At 71.4% G+C, this 14,177-nt stretch carries 12 protein-coding genes; 8 read left to right on the top strand and 4 right to left on the bottom strand.

The window, feature by feature from the left end; translation table 11 throughout:
* Positions 1–115 precede the first annotated feature (115 nt).
* Complete coding sequence (gene rpsO, locus E3O41_RS09545) at positions 116–385, top strand: 30S ribosomal protein S15 (protein ID WP_067026176.1); 270 nt, start codon at positions 116–118, stop codon at positions 383–385.
* A 93-nt stretch (positions 386–478) separates the two neighbouring features.
* On the opposite strand, the gene E3O41_RS09540 is transcribed toward rpsO, so the two are convergent.
* Positions 479–1,600: an acyltransferase family protein gene (locus E3O41_RS09540; protein WP_067026174.1), complete on the bottom strand. Its 1,122-nt coding sequence runs from the start codon at positions 1,598–1,600 to the stop codon at positions 479–481.
* Positions 1,601–1,752: 152 nt separating this feature from the next.
* Between E3O41_RS09540 and E3O41_RS09535 the strand changes: the two genes are divergently transcribed.
* Both E3O41_RS09535 and E3O41_RS09530 read left to right on the top strand, forming a co-directional pair.
* Positions 1,753–2,967 carry an LLM class flavin-dependent oxidoreductase gene (locus E3O41_RS09535; protein ID WP_420845467.1) on the top strand — a complete coding sequence of 405 codons (1,215 nt, stop codon included), beginning with the start codon at positions 1,753–1,755 and terminating at the stop codon, positions 2,965–2,967.
* On the top strand, positions 2,964–3,611 hold the full coding sequence (locus E3O41_RS09530; protein ID WP_067026170.1) for a CE1759 family FMN reductase: 648 nt from the start codon (positions 2,964–2,966) through the stop codon (positions 3,609–3,611). Before E3O41_RS09535 ends, E3O41_RS09530 begins: the two co-directional genes overlap by 4 nt.
* Positions 3,612–3,766: 155 nt before the next feature.
* Here E3O41_RS09530 and E3O41_RS09525 read toward each other — a convergent pair whose 3' ends face one another.
* From E3O41_RS09525 to E3O41_RS09515, 3 genes are all read right to left on the bottom strand, one after another.
* Positions 3,767–4,681 (bottom strand): type IV toxin-antitoxin system AbiEi family antitoxin domain-containing protein, encoded by a 915-nt coding sequence (locus E3O41_RS09525; protein WP_067026168.1) that lies wholly within the window; start codon positions 4,679–4,681, stop codon positions 3,767–3,769.
* Positions 4,682–5,100: 419 nt separating this feature from the next.
* Positions 5,101–7,041, bottom strand: coding sequence for a glycosyltransferase (locus E3O41_RS09520; protein ID WP_240482367.1), 1,941 nt, complete (start codon positions 7,039–7,041; stop codon positions 5,101–5,103).
* Positions 7,042–7,196: 155 nt separating this feature from the next.
* On the bottom strand, positions 7,197–7,388 hold the full coding sequence (locus tag E3O41_RS09515; RefSeq protein ID WP_067026411.1) for a hypothetical protein: 192 nt from the start codon (positions 7,386–7,388) through the stop codon (positions 7,197–7,199).
* Between the two features lie 346 nt (positions 7,389–7,734).
* Here E3O41_RS09515 and E3O41_RS09510 point away from each other — a divergent pair, with 346 nt between their 5' ends.
* The 5 genes from E3O41_RS09510 (at position 7,735) to E3O41_RS09490 (ending at position 14,158) form a co-directional block, all read left to right on the top strand.
* Complete coding sequence (locus E3O41_RS09510; protein ID WP_135012295.1) at positions 7,735–9,990, top strand: polyribonucleotide nucleotidyltransferase; 2,256 nt, start codon at positions 7,735–7,737, stop codon at positions 9,988–9,990.
* Between the two features lie 123 nt (positions 9,991–10,113).
* Entirely contained in the window at positions 10,114–11,157 is a 1,044-nt protein-coding gene (locus tag E3O41_RS09505) for an aldo/keto reductase (protein ID WP_338060479.1), read from the top strand.
* Between the two features lie 105 nt (positions 11,158–11,262).
* A complete protein-coding gene (locus tag E3O41_RS09500) occupies positions 11,263–11,871 on the top strand; it encodes a histidine phosphatase family protein (protein ID WP_067026162.1) in 609 nt (202 codons plus the stop codon).
* A gap of 31 nt (positions 11,872–11,902) precedes the next feature.
* Positions 11,903–12,874, top strand: coding sequence for a nucleoside hydrolase (locus E3O41_RS09495; RefSeq protein ID WP_067026160.1), 972 nt, complete (start codon positions 11,903–11,905; stop codon positions 12,872–12,874).
* A 183-nt stretch (positions 12,875–13,057) separates the two neighbouring features.
* The gene (locus E3O41_RS09490; protein ID WP_135012293.1) at positions 13,058–14,158 is read left to right on the top strand and encodes a BMP family lipoprotein; all 1,101 of its coding nucleotides are present in this window, start codon (positions 13,058–13,060) and stop codon (positions 14,156–14,158) included.
* Positions 14,159–14,177 lie beyond the last annotated feature (19 nt).

Here is a 14,177-nt window from a genome sequence, read left to right as displayed (position 1 = left end):
ACTCCCGGCGAGTGGGGTAGACTCTTGTGGTTGCCGTTCGATCGGCCGCGGAGAAAGAGAGCTCGTCGCATCAGGCGTCGGGCGCCGCGCAACGAAGAGAAAGGGGATCGGTTCTATGGCACTCGAAGCAGACGTCAAGAAGGCGATCATCGAAGAGTACGCGACGCACCCCGGTGACACCGGTTCCCCCGAGGTGCAGGTCGCGATGCTGACGCAGCGCATCAAGGACCTCACCGAGCACCTCAAGGCACACAAGCACGACCACCACTCGCGCCGTGGCCTGTTCCTGCTCGTCGGTCAGCGCCGCCGTCTGCTCGGTTACCTCCAGGACATCGACATCGAGCGCTACCGCTCGCTGATCGAGCGTCTCGGTCTGCGCCGATAAGGCACGCGCACCAGCGTTCAATCGTCTTCCGGAAGGCCCGTCCCAGGTGTGGGACGGGCCTTCCGCCGTTTCCGGGCGAGGGCGCAGGCCCGCTCAGTCGCGCGGGCGGCGCGAGCCGGTCGGGTCGTTGCGGCGCGTGCGCGGCGCGATCCTCGGGTCGGCGAAGAGCCAGGTGGCGCGCGGCTCCACGAGCGGGCGGAAGAGCGTGCGCACCGGCTTGGTACCCAGCAGGAAGGCGATCGCCACCGACAGCAGGCAGACCGCCGGCAGCCACAGCCAGGTCGGCTCGAGGTGGCGCAGCAGGCCGCTCTCGCGGAACGGGTACAGCACGAACGAGTGCAGCAGGTAGATGTACATCGTGTACTGCCCGAAGCGCGTGAAGAACGTGCTGCGGCGGGGGATGAGCACGAGGAACGCCGCCGACAGCAGCAGGCCGATCGCGATGATCGCCAGCCGGGCGAGACCGCCCCACCACGGGGCGCCGTCGATGAGCCCGCCGTAGTCGTCGTCGTAGAAGAACCAGAAGCGCAGCTCGATGGCGCTCCAGAACTCGATGCCGAACCACGCCAGCCACCCCGTGGCGGCGAACAGCGCCACCGCGGCCGCCCGCAGCCACCACGGGCGCCAGTCGAGCAGCCGGAGGCGCGCCACGACATCGTGCTCGCGCAGCCACCAGCCCAGCGCGAAGAAGGGCAGGAATCCGAGCGTGCGCGACAGCGAGAAGGTGCTGTCGACGTTGGGCAGATAGCCCACGCCGATCGAGACGGCCAGCGTCCAGGCCAGCGGCCACCGCAGCAGGGCGAGATACGGCAGCACGAGGCGGAAGATCCCCAGCGCGAGCAGGAACCACAGCGTCCAGGACGGCTCGGTGAGGTTGGGATCGGCCTCGCCCTCGACCGCCCACTGCGTCAGCGACCACAGCAGCTCGAAGATCACGTACGGCACGAGGATGTCGGTGATCACGCGCGCCATGCGGCGGGCATTCGGCGCCTCGGAGGTGGAGAAGTAGCCCGAGATGATCGCGAACGCGGGCATGTGGAACGCGTAGATCGTCAGGTACAGCGCGTAGGCGATGTCGGAGTCGTAGATGAGGCGCTGCACGGCGTGACCGAGCACCACGAGCACGATGCAGGCGAAGCGGGCGTTGTCCCAGAACGGGACGCGGCGCTTCGGGCGGGGGATCTGCCCCGTGGCGGTGGTCGGTGCGGTGCTCATCCCCTCGACGTTACCGGTTCGTAACCGTCCCGCCTCTCGACCGCGGACCGCGCCGCGGGAATAGATTCGACGGGAGGGCGTTCCACAGGTATATTCAGACGCATACAAAACGGATCGGAGCCTCCGCAATGAGCGACACCACCTGGCAGGGCATGCAGTTCGGCCTGTTCTCGGTCAGCGACATCACCCGCGACCCGGTGACGGGCTACACGCCGAGCGAGGCGGAGCGCATCCGCGACATCGTGACGATCGCCAAGCACGCCGAGGAGGCGGGCCTGGACGTCTTCGCCCTTGGCGAGCACCACAACCCGCCGTTCTTCTCCTCCTCGCCGACCACGACGCTCGCGTACATCGCCGCCCAGACCGAGCGGCTGATCGTCTCGACCGCCACGACGCTCATCACCACGAACGACCCGGTGAAGATCGCCGAGGACTACGCGATGCTGCAGCACCTCGCCGGCGGCCGCGTCGACCTCATCATGGGCCGCGGCAACACCGGCCCGGTGTACCCGTGGTTCGGCAAGGACATCCGCCAGGGCCTGCCGCTGGCCATCGAGAACTACCAGCTCCTGCACCGGCTCTGGCGCGAGGACGTCGTGGACTGGGAGGGCAGCTTCCGCACGGCGCTGCACGGCTTCACCTCGACGCCGCGCCCGCTCGACGACGTGCCGCCGTTCGTGTGGCACGGCTCGATCCGCACGCCCGAGATCGCCGAGCAGGCCGCCTACTACGGCGACGGGTTCTTCGCGAACAACATCTTCTGGCCCAAGGAGCACTACCAGCGCCTCATCAACCTGTACCGCCAGCGCTACGCGCACTACGGCCACGGCACGCCCGAGCAGGCGATCGTGGGCCTGGGCGGCCAGGCGTTCATGGCCAAGAACTCGCAGGACGCGGTCAACCAGTTCCGTCCCTACTTCGACAGCGCCCCCGTCTACGGCAACGGTCCGACGATGGAGGACTTCACCGAGATGACGCCGCTCACGGTGGGCTCGCCGCAGCAGGTGATCGACCGCTATGCCGCCATGCGCGACACCTTCGGCGACTACCAGCGTCAGCTGTTCCTCATGGACCACGCCGGACTGCCGCTGAAGATCGTGCTCGAGCAGATCGACTTCCTCGGCCAGGACGTCGTGCCCGTGCTGCGCAAGGAGCTGCAGGTGAACCGCGCCGCCGAGGTGCCGGACGCCCCCACGCACGCCGCCCGCGTGGCGGCGAAGTACGGCGACGCCGAGCCGCGCCAGCCGCGCCCCAACGCCAACCGCGGCGACAACGTCACGGGCGGCTCGCCGTACCAGGACGCCCCGGACCGTCAGCCGGTCCAGCCGGGCGCGTTCGGCGCGGCCGCGGATCGGGCACGCCGATGACCCGGCGCATCGCGGTCGTCTCGGCGGGGCTGTCGAACCCGTCGTCCACGCGGATGCTCGCCGACCGCCTGCTGCGCGCCACGATCGACGAGCTGCGGGCGCGGGGCGTGGAGGCGGAGGGGCGCATGATCGAGCTGCGCGATCACGCCCACGCCATCACCGATCACCTGCTCACCGGCTTCGCTCCGAAGGCGCTCGCCGACGACCTCGCCGAGATCGCCGCCGCGGACGCCCTCATCGCGGTCACGCCGATCTTCACGACGAGCTACTCGGGCCTGTTCAAGTCGTTCGTCGACGTGCTCGACCGCGAGGGGCTCGAGGGCAAGCCCGTGCTGATCGGTGCCACGGCGGGCACGCCCCGGCACTCACTGGCCATCGACTACGCGATCCGGCCGCTGTTCACATACCTGCACGCGCGTCCCGTGTCGACGGGCGTCTTCGCCGCCTCGAGCGACTGGGGCGCGGAGGCCGACACGGTCGCGCCGCTGCAGGCTCGCGTGGAGCGCGGGGCACGCGAGCTCGCCGACGCGATCGCCGGCACGGCGGCCTCCGCGAAGCCCGCCGACCCGTTCGACCCCGCGTCGTACCTGGGCGCCGGCGGATCGTTCGAGGACCTGCTCAACAACCCGCCGACCCGCGGCTGAGCCGCCCGGCCGGCGCCGTCGGGTCCGGTCTGTCGGCTCCCGCGCCGGCGTCGGATCCGGTCCGCCGACCCGCGGCTGAGCCGCCCGACCGGCCGAGCGTGCGCCGGCGTCGGGTCCGGCCGGGTAAGCCCGCGCCGGCGTCGGAGGAATCGGTCTCAGCGCCGCGACGCGCCGGGCAGGACCGGGCCGGCCGGTGTTTCCTCCGACGCCGGCGCATCGCCGTCCCGACCGATCCGACGCCCGCGCGTGCGGAGTGCGCCGAGGATCGCGGCCTCCACCGTCGGCCAGTCGTGGACGACGAGCGCATAGTCGAACCGGAGGGGCGTGTATCCGCGCGCCGTCGCGGCGGCGTCGCGGCGGAGATCACGATGGCGCTTGGCCGGATCGGCGTGGTTCTCCTCGCCGTCAAGCTCGATGATGATGACGCCGTCGATGAGCAGGTCGACGCGACCGACGCCCGCGATCCGCACCTGTGCGGCCGTCTCGATTCCGAGCGCGCGAAGTCGCAACCGCACGAGCGATTCCAGCCCGCTGTCGGAGGTCGGCACGGCGAAGTCGACCAGCCAGCGTGCCGAGCGGGGGAGGCGGTGGCGGATCCAGGCGCGCTGAGCCGGACCGATCTGTCCGAGTCGCAGCGCCGACTCGAGCGCGACGAAGAAGGCCTCGGATCCGCCGCAGCGGTAGTAGTGCACGAGAGCGGAGGCGACGTCGAGCACGCCCAGGGCCGGGGCTCCGTCCCTCCAATGGACGACGCAGCGGCATCCGGGGTGGGAGTGCTCGCGGCCGTGCGCACCGAGCCAGACGTGGGGCGGCCCCTCGCGATCGAGCACCCAGACACCGCGATGCCGCAGCGCGCTCTGGCAGGTGAGCGCGCCGCCGTGGTGCGCGGCGTCGCGAAGGGTCGGCGGCAGACCGGGGAGGACGTACAGGCCCCGGCGGACCATGACGATCTCGCCCGCCGCCGCCGAGCGCCGGACATCGTTCTTCGTCGCGCCCGCGGCGAACAGATCCGACGACCGGGCGCAGCCACCCCGGGCACGCAGCAGGGCGACGATCTCGGAGTTCCGCATGGCGACGATGCTGGCCCGTCCCGACCGCCCGCGGCCGCCGGATCCGGCGCCGGTGGACAACCGGGTGCCCAAAGCGGCCTGTGGACGGGCGCTCACCGTCCGCGCCGGCCTCGGATCCGTCGCCGCGGCACCGCGCGGGCGTCGGATCGACGGTGGGGAGCACTGCGCCGGTGTCGGATCGGCCGAGGGGAGGACTGCGCCGGCGCCGGAGATTGGTGCCGGGAACCCGGGCAAACCCCGTCCGAGAGGGCCGACCGGGCGGATCCTCCGACGCCGGCGCGCCCGGCCCGTCGCCGAATCCGACGCCGGCGCGCCGGCCCGTCGCGGAATCCGACGCCGGCGCGTTCGGCCCGCCGCGGGATCCGACGCCGGCGCACCCGAGCGGCCGCCCGGCATCACCCGCCGACGCGGTTGGGCGGTCAGGCCGGCGTGCTCGGCGCGTCGGCGCCCTCGGAGGCCGAGGTGCGGCGCCCCCGGATCGCGACGTAGTCGGCGTGCTTGGCGAACATCCCGTCGCCCGCGGTGCGGCCGCGCAGCCGGCGCCACACCCACGGCAGCGCGTGCCGCGTGATCCAGGCGCCCTCCGGCTCGGCGTAGTCCTCGTGGAAGGCCGCGTCGAGGGCCGCCAGCTGGTCCGCGTCGCGCACGCCGAGGACCTCGGCCGCGCGGTAGGCGAGGAGCCGGTGGCCGGGGGAGCTCAGGTGCACCTTGTCCTGGGCCCAGTTGGGCAGCTCGCCGAGCTCGGGCAGCGCGTCGACGTCGAGCAGGTAGCAGCCGTGCGCCGCGGCGATGCGCCGCAGCTCGCTCGAGTAGATCGCGAACCGCCGGGCGAAGATGCGCACGATCGCCCGGTTCGGCAGGAACGGGGTGACGAGCAGCACGTCGGCGCCGCTCTCGCGGATGCGGCGCACCGACTTCTCGAGCTCCGCGGCGAGCGCCAGCGGGTCGGCGCCGTGCCCCACGAGGTCGTTGTGGCCCATCAGGATCGACACGAGGTCCGGCTTCAGCGCGAGGGCGACGGGGACCTGCTCGCTCGCGAGGTGGCGCACGCGCCGGCTGCGCACCGCGAGATTCGCGAAGCGGAACGTGCGGTTGCGGGTGCGCGAGCCGTCCTGCGCCAGCAGCATCGCCAGGCGATCGGCCCAGCCGCGGTACTGCCCGTCGGGCATGCGCGAGCCGTCGCACAGCCCCTCGGTGAGCGAGTCGCCCAGCGCCACGTAGCGGGACCAGCGGCGCGCGTCCACGGGCGGCTCGGGGTCGCTCACCCGCACGGCCCCGCGGGCCATCGCGGCCACGTCGTACCGGCGCAGACGGATCGCCTCGCGGTAGCGCTCCACGATCTGATCCGTCAGCGCCGCCCAGGTGCGCGAGGCCACGCTCTCGCGGGCCTCGCGCCCGAACGCGGCACGCTTGGCGTCGTCGCCCACGAGGTCGAGCACGCGGGCGCGCAGGTCGTCGAGGTCGCCGGGCCGGTACAGCCAGCCGTCCACGCTCGAGCGGACGAGGTCGACGGGGCCGCCGCGGCCGGTCGCGACGACCGGCACGCCGGAGGACAGCGCCTCCTGCACGGTCTGGCAGAACGTCTCGCTCTCGCCCGGGTGCACGAAGATGTCGAAGCTCGCCATCGCCTCGGCCAGCTCCTCGCCCTCGAGGAAGCCGGTGAAGACGGCGCCGGGCAGCAGACCCTCGAGCCGCGCGCGCTCGGGCCCGTCGCCGACGATGACGAGCCGCGTGCCGGGGATGTCGGCGATCGCGCGGAGGTCGGCCACCTGCTTCTCCGGCGCGAGACGGCCGACGTAGCCGATCACCAGGTCGCCCGGGGCGGTGCGCCGGCGCCACGCCTCGCTGCGCTTGTGTGGCGCGAACCGCTCGGCGTCCACGCCGCGCCCCCAGCGGCGCACGCGGTCCACCCCGAGCTCCGTGAGCTGCCGCTCCGCGTGCGACGACGGCGCGAGGGTCAGGGTCGCGCGGCGATGCAGCCGCGCGATGTGCGACGCGACGAGCGGGGCGGCGCCCGGGACCCCGTAGCGCTCGGCGTACGAGATCACGTCGGTCTGGTAGACCGCCACGGACGGCACGCCGTTGCGCTCGGCAGCCACGAGGCCCTGCCAGCCGAGCACGGCGGGAGAGGCGAGGTGCACGACGTCGGGCCGGAACTCCCGCAGCACGCGGCGGATGCGCGCCACCGGCGCCACCGCGACGCGAACCTCCGGATAGGAGGGCAGCGGGATCGACGTGAGCAGCGTCGCGCCGTCCGCGTCACCCGAACCGGGGGCGCGCGGGGCGACGACGAGCGTCTCGTGGCCGGCGGCCTCGAGATGACGGACGACCTGCAGCACGGAGCCCGTGACTCCGTTCATGTGCGGAAGAAAGGACTCCGCGACGATCGCGACTCGCATGGCTCCAGCGTCGCGCCGCCCGACGCGCGGAAACCGCAGATCCGAGCTCGATTCGGCGACTGTTCACCGGCCGCCCGCGAGTGTTCACCTGCGGGACACGGCCCGTTCCGTCGTGCTCAGCGGTCCAGCTCTCCCGTGCCGCGTGCCTCGTCGAGCATGTCGTCGGCGAGGGGATCGACGTCGGCCTCGATGCGCTCGTCGGGATCGACCGTGGCGGGCGGCAGCTCGAACTCCGCCTCCTCGTCCAGGTCGACCTCGCGCTCCTCGTCGGGATCGGGGTCGCGGAACAGGCTCTCGGTGTCGCTCATCGACGCTCCCATCTGGATCGTGCCGATCGGTGTCGGTCACGCCCGACGGTAGCCGCCACACGCCGAGCGGGGCAGAGGGCAGACATCGCACATCCCGCGCTGATAGGCTGACCGCGTCCGCACTCTGCGGCGTTCACAATTCCATACCTGAGGAGCAGGCTGGCAGGAAGCTGGTCCCCTGAAGTGATCTCCCGGATCGACGCGAGCCGGTGGATTTCTCCTGGAGGCCAGCGCAGGCGAGCTGATCGCTTTCGAGCGAGTGCCATTGCGCGCCCATATCTGACTGTTCCTGCTCCTTTCGTCTTCCGCGCGTTCCGCGCGGGCTACACGCAAGGAGAGAGACCTCTTGGAAGGTCCTGAAATCACTGCCGCCGAGGCCGTTCTCGACAACGGCCGCTTCGGCACCCGCACCATCCGTTTCGAGACGGGCCGTCTCGCCCAGCAGGCGCAGGGCGCGGTCGCCGCGTACCTCGACGACGAGACCATGCTGCTCTCGGCGACCAGCGCGTCGAAGCACCCCCGCGAGGGCTTCGACTTCTTCCCGCTGACCGTCGACGTCGAGGAGCGCTCGTACGCCGCCGGCAAGATCCCCGGCTCGTTCTTCCGCCGCGAGGGCCGCCCCTCGACCGAGGCGATCCTCGTCTGCCGCCTCATCGACCGCCCGCTGCGCCCGTCGTTCGTCGACGGCCTGCGCAACGAGGTCCAGATCGTCGTCACCGTGCTGTCGATCGCCCCGGGCGAGTACTACGACGCCCTCGCGATCAACGCCGCCTCGGCGTCGACGCAGATCTCGGGTCTGCCGTTCTCCGGCCCGATCGCCGGTGTGCGCCTCGCGCTCATCCCCGGCATGGGATCGCACGAGGACCAGTGGGTCGCCTTCCCGAACCAGGAGCAGGTCGAGCAGGCCGTCTTCGACCTCATGGTCGCGGGGCGCGTGCTCGACAACGGCGACGTCGCGATCATGATGGTCGAGGCCGAGGCCACCGAGAACAGCTGGAACCTCATCCAGGGCGGCGCCGTCAAGCCGAGCGAGGATGTCGTGGCGCAGGGCCTCGAGGCCGCCAAGCCCTTCATCAAGCAGCTCGTCGCGGCGCAGGCCGAGATGGCCGCCGGCTCGACCAAGGAGCCGCTGGAGTTCCCGGTCTTCCCCGCCTACAGCGACGAGACCTACGCATTCGTCGAGGGCAAGGCGCTCGAGGAGCTGTCGAAGATCTACCAGATCGCCGACAAGCAGGAGCGCCAGGACGCCGACGACGCGCTGAAGGCCGCCGTCAAGGCCGAGCTGATCGAGAAGGTCGAGGCGGAGGAGCTTCCCGCCGCCGCGCCGCTCGAGTTCTCGGCCGCGTGGAAGTCCGTCACGAAGAAGATCGTGCGCGGCCGCATCCTCACCGAGGGCGCCCGCATCGACGGCCGCGGCCTGGCGGACATCCGTCCGCTCGACGCCGAGGTCCAGGTGATCCCGGGCGTGCACGGCTCGGCCATCTTCCAGCGCGGCGAGACCCAGATCCTGGGCGTCACCACGCTGAACATGCTCAAGATGGAGCAGCAGATCGACTCGCTGTCGCCCACGACGAGCAAGCGCTACATGCACCACTACAACTTCCCGCCGTACTCGACCGGTGAGACCGGTCGCGTGGGCAGCCCCAAGCGTCGCGAGATCGGGCACGGCTTCCTCGCCGAGCGCGCGCTCGTGCCGGTGCTGCCGAGCCGCGAGGAGTTCCCGTACGCGATCCGCCAGGTGTCCGAGGCTCTCGGCTCCAACGGCTCGACGTCGATGGGCTCGGTGTGCGCCTCGACCCTGTCGCTGCTGAACGCCGGTGTGCCGCTGCGCGCCGCCGTGGCCGGCATCGCCATGGGCCTCGTGTCGGAGGAGGTCGACGGCCAGACCCGCTACGCGGCGCTGACCGACATCCTCGGCGCCGAGGACGCCCTGGGCGACATGGACTTCAAGGTCGCGGGCACGAGCGAGTTCGTCACGGCGCTCCAGCTCGACACCAAGCTCGACGGCATCCCCTCCGAGGTGCTCGCCGGTGCGCTGACCCAGGCCAAGGACGCGCGCCTGCGCATCCTCGAGGTCCTGAACGCGGCGATCGACGGCCCCGACGAGATGGCGCCGACGGCTCCGCGCGTGATCAGCGTGCAGATCCCCGTCGACAAGATCGGCGAGCTGATCGGCCCCAAGGGCAAGACGATCAACGCGATCCAGGACGAGACCGGCGCGCAGATCTCGATCGAGGAGGACGGCACCGTCTACATCGGCGCGACCGACGGCCCCTCGGCCGAGGCGGCACGCGCGCAGGTGAACGCGATCGCCAACCCCTCGAACCCCGAGGTCGGCGAGCAGTTCCTCGGCACGGTCGTGAAGATCATCCCCTCGGGTGCCTTCATCTCGCTCATGCCGGGCAAGGACGGTCGCATGCACGTGACCCAGATCCGCAAGCTCAACGGCGGCAAGCGCGTCGAGAACATCGAGGACGTCGTCTCGGTGGGCCAGAAGATCCTGGTCCGCATCGCCGAGATCGACGACCGCGGCAAGCTCGCGCTCGAGCCGGTGCTCGAGGAGAAGGCCGAGGAGACCGTCGAGGCTCCCGCCGAGGCCTGATCCCCTCACGAACGGCCCGGTCGCCCCCCTCGGGGAGCGGCCGGGCCGTTCGCCGTCCGCGGGCAGTCCTTCCCACGTCACATTCGCGTCACGGCGCGGAATACCGCGTAGACCGTCGGTACAGTGGATCGCGTCGGGGAGGACGACGTGGAGTGGACCTGGGGCAGGGCGACGCAGTCGCCGGAGGCGGAGATCGCCACGCACCCGTCCGCGCCCATCCCGGTCCAGGGACCCGGCATCGGGGCCGGCATCCGCGAGCCGCTCGGTGAGACAGGGCAGCGGATCTTCCCGCTCATCCTCGGCGGCGGCGAGTTCGGCTGGACCGTCGATCAGCGCATGAGCGAGGCGGTGCTCGACCGCTACGCCGAGTACGGCGGCAATGCCGTGCACACCGCCGACCGCTTCGGCGGCGGGCGCAGCGAGCACATCATCGGCCACTGGATGCGCTCGCGGCGCGTGCGCGACGACATCGTGCTGGCCGTCCGCGTCGGCGGCCACCCCGACCACCCCGGACTCGGCTCCGTTGACCTCGTGCGCGCCGTCGAGGCGTCGCTGGAGCGGATCGGCACCGACCGGATCGACGTGCTCTATCTCGACGCGACCGGCCGCGACGCCCCGCAGATCGAGGACGCGCTCGCCACGGCCGAATGGCTCGTGGAGTCCGGCAAGATCCGCGCGCTCGGCGCCTTCGGATTCACGCCGGAGCAGCTCGTGGAGGCGCGCATCCTCGCCTCGGCCGGCTACCCGCGCATCGAGGCCGTCGACGTGGCGTACAACCTGCTGCGTCCCCGCGTGCTCGAGGGCGACCTGCGGCTCGTCGTCTCCGCCCAGGGCATCGCGGTCACGCCGTCGCACCCGCTGGAGCACGGCTTCCTCACCGGCAAGCACCGATCGCGCGCGCAGGCCGCCAAGTCCGCGCGGGGCGCGCAGCTGAGCGAGCGCATCAATCGGCGCGGCACCCGCCTGCTCAAGGCGATGGATGAGATCGCCGAGGAACTCGGTGTGCCGCACGCGGCGATCGCGATCGCCTGGCTGCACGCGCAGCGGGGGATCGTCGCCCCCATCGCGAACGCGTTCGACCCGGAGCACGTCGACGAGATGGTGCAGGGCGTCGCCCTCACCCTCAGCCGCGCGCACGTGATCGAGCTCGCCCGCGCCGTGGCCTGAGGACGCGCCGTGCGGCGGAGCGGAGGGTCCGCCGCGCCGACGGGCCACCCCGTGCCCGTGATGCGACCGTGACATAGGCTGTGACCGACGTCGGAAAGGGAAGCGATGACGCACTACATCTATCTCGTCCGGCACGGTGAGCAGCAGGACGCCGAGCACGGTGTCGAGGACGGGCCGCTCTCGTCACGCGGCCGGCGGCAGGCCAGGGCGCTTGCCGATCGGCTCTCCGGCATCCCCTTCGACGCGGTTTGGCACTCGCCGCTGCAGCGCACCAGCGAGACCGCACGGCTGATCGCCGAGCGGATGCCGGCCGTCGAGCCGCTCCCGCACGCCCTGCTGTTCGACTGCGTGCCCACGGGGCTCACCGACGAGACCCCGGCCGCCTACGAGCCGTTCTTCGGCGCCGTCACCCAGGAGCAGATCGAGGCCGGCCGCGCCCAGATGGCCGACGCGATGGGGGAGTTCCTCGTCCGCAAGCAGGACGAGGTGCACGAGCTGCTCATCACGCACAACTTCGTCATCGCGTGGTTCGTGCGCGAGGTGCTCGACGCGCCGGAGTGGCGCTGGATGACGCTGAACCAGGCGCACGGCGGACTCTCGGTGATCGCGCAGAAGCCCGGGCGCCCCTGGACGCTGGTGACGCACAACGACGTCGCGCACCTTCCCGTCGAACTGCGCACGGGCCTGCCGGAGGAGCTCGAGGTCCTCGTCTGAGCGCCGCGGGCCGCCGACCTAGACTGGATCGGTGAGCACCCCCTTCATCCTCGACACCGACACCGCCCAGGACGACTGCGTCGCGATCCTCGTGGGCCTGCTCGATCCCGCCGCCGATCTGCGCGCGATCACGATGGTCGCCGGCAACGTGGGCTTCGCGCAGCAGGTCCGCAACGCGTGGATGACGCTGAACGTGGCCGACCGCCTCGACGCGGTGCCGATCTTCCTCGGCGCGCAGCGCCCGCTCATGCGCGAGTGGGTCTCGGCCGAGAACGTGCACGGCGACGGCTCGGGCGGGCTCTCGATCGACGACTCCGGCCTCGAGGCGCAGGCCGAGAACGCCGTCGACGCGATGCTGCGCATCACGGCCGAGCAGCCGGGCGAGGTGTCGATCGTCGCGATCGGCCCGCTCACCAACGTGGCCCTCGCCGCGATCCGCGACCCCGAGTTCCCGAAGCGCGTGAAGTCGCTGTACATCATGGGCGGCTCCAACAACGGCCGCGGCAACATCACCGCCGCGGCCGAGTTCAACTTCTACGTCGACCCCGAGGCGGCCCGCACGGTGTTCGAGGCCGGCTTCGCCGACGTCGTCGTGGTGCCGTGGGCGCCGCTCACGCTGCGCGACGCGGTGTTCACCAAGGACCGGATCGCGCAGCTGGCCGGGATCGGCACGCCGCTGGCGCGGTTCGTGGAGCGCGTGTGCCGGGGCACGCTCGCCTTCGACGAGTCGGTCGGGATCCCCGGATCGACGCACCCGGACTCGCTCACCGCGGCGCTCCTGCTGCACCCCGAGCTCATCACCGCCGAGGCGCCGTACGCGGTCGACATCGAGACCTCCTCGGAGCTCACGCGCGGCTACTCCGCGATGTCGTGGGGCGTGCACGGGCTCGAGCCGAACGCGCGGGTGATCGAGGCCGTCGACGGCGACGCGTTCTTCCGCTACATCTGCGACCTCGTCTCCCAGCTCACCCAGCCGCCGCGCCCCTTCACCCCCGCGCTCTGATCGGCCGGCCTGCCACCGGCACCGGGAGCCCGGGCGTTTCCTCGTCGTTACCACTGGGTCGCAGTTCGATAACGCCTTGTTCATCACGGGTCTTTATGTGAGAACTCGCCGGAGCGCCGGTTTATCGTTGTGCCCATCTACCCGTTCGCCCGGTTCGCCGCGGCGTGCATCTGGAGGACTTCCTTGAAGACGATCACACTCAAGCGCGGCCTGGCTGGCCTCGGAATGGCTGCGGCGGCGGGCCTCGTGCTCGTGGGCTGCGGCGCGGCGCCGGACGCCGGCGGCTCGGGCGACGGCGGCGGCGACGCGGCCGCCGACTTCATGGCCTGCGCCGTCTCGGACGAGGGCAGCTGGAACGACCAGTCGTTCAACGAGGCCGCCTACGCCGGTCTCGAGATGGCCGAGGAGGAGCTCGGCATCGAGATCAACGACGCCGAGTCGAACAGCACCGAGGACTTCGCCCCCAACCTGCAGACGATGGTCGACGGCGGCTGCGACGTCATCTTCGCCGTCGGCTTCGGCTTCGGCGACACCGGCGCCCTCGAGCAGGTGGCCTCCGCCTCGCCCGACACGCACTTCGTGTGGATCGACGGCTGGGACCTCGGCCTCGACAACGTCAAGGTCATCGACTACGCGATGGAGCAGTCGAGCTACCTCGCCGGCTACCTGTCGGCCGGCTACAGCACCTCGAAGGTCGTCGCGACCTACGGCGGGTCGAACATGATGTCGGTCACGAAGTTCATGGACGGCTTCTACTACGGCGCCACCGCGTGGGGCGAGGAGAACGGCGAGGACGTCACGGTCCTCGGCTGGGACCCGGCCAACCCCGCCGGCGGCAGCTTCACGAGCAACTTCGGTGACACCGCGGGCGCCTCGAGCATCACGGCGAGCCAGCTCTCGCAGGGCGCCGACGTGTTCTACCCGGTCGCCGGCGGCCTGTTCGCCTCGACGATCGAGGTCATCCGCACCGAGGGCGCTCCCGCGGTGGTCCTGGGTGTCGACCGCGACATCGCCACCACGCAGCCGCAGTACGCCGACATCATCCTGACGTCGGTCGAGAAGCGCATGACGCAGGCGGTGTACGACAACATCGAGATGCTCGTCGACGGCGAGGAGTTCACGACGGAGCCGTACGTCGGCACCCTCGAGAACGACGGCACCGCGCTCAGCGAGTTCGGCGAGTTCGACGCCCAGATCGACGACGCGCTGAAGACGCGCCTCGACGAGCTCAAGGCCGACATCATCGCCGGCGAGATCGAGATCCCGGTCACCGGCGCCGAGTAAGCCACGCACCGTGAGCGCC

This window comes from Microbacterium sediminis, assembly GCF_004564075.1.
Lineage (GTDB): Bacteria > Actinomycetota > Actinomycetes > Actinomycetales > Microbacteriaceae > Microbacterium > Microbacterium sediminis.
Note: the sequence above shows the minus strand (reverse complement) of the source record. Positions and strands in the feature narration are given on the sequence as shown.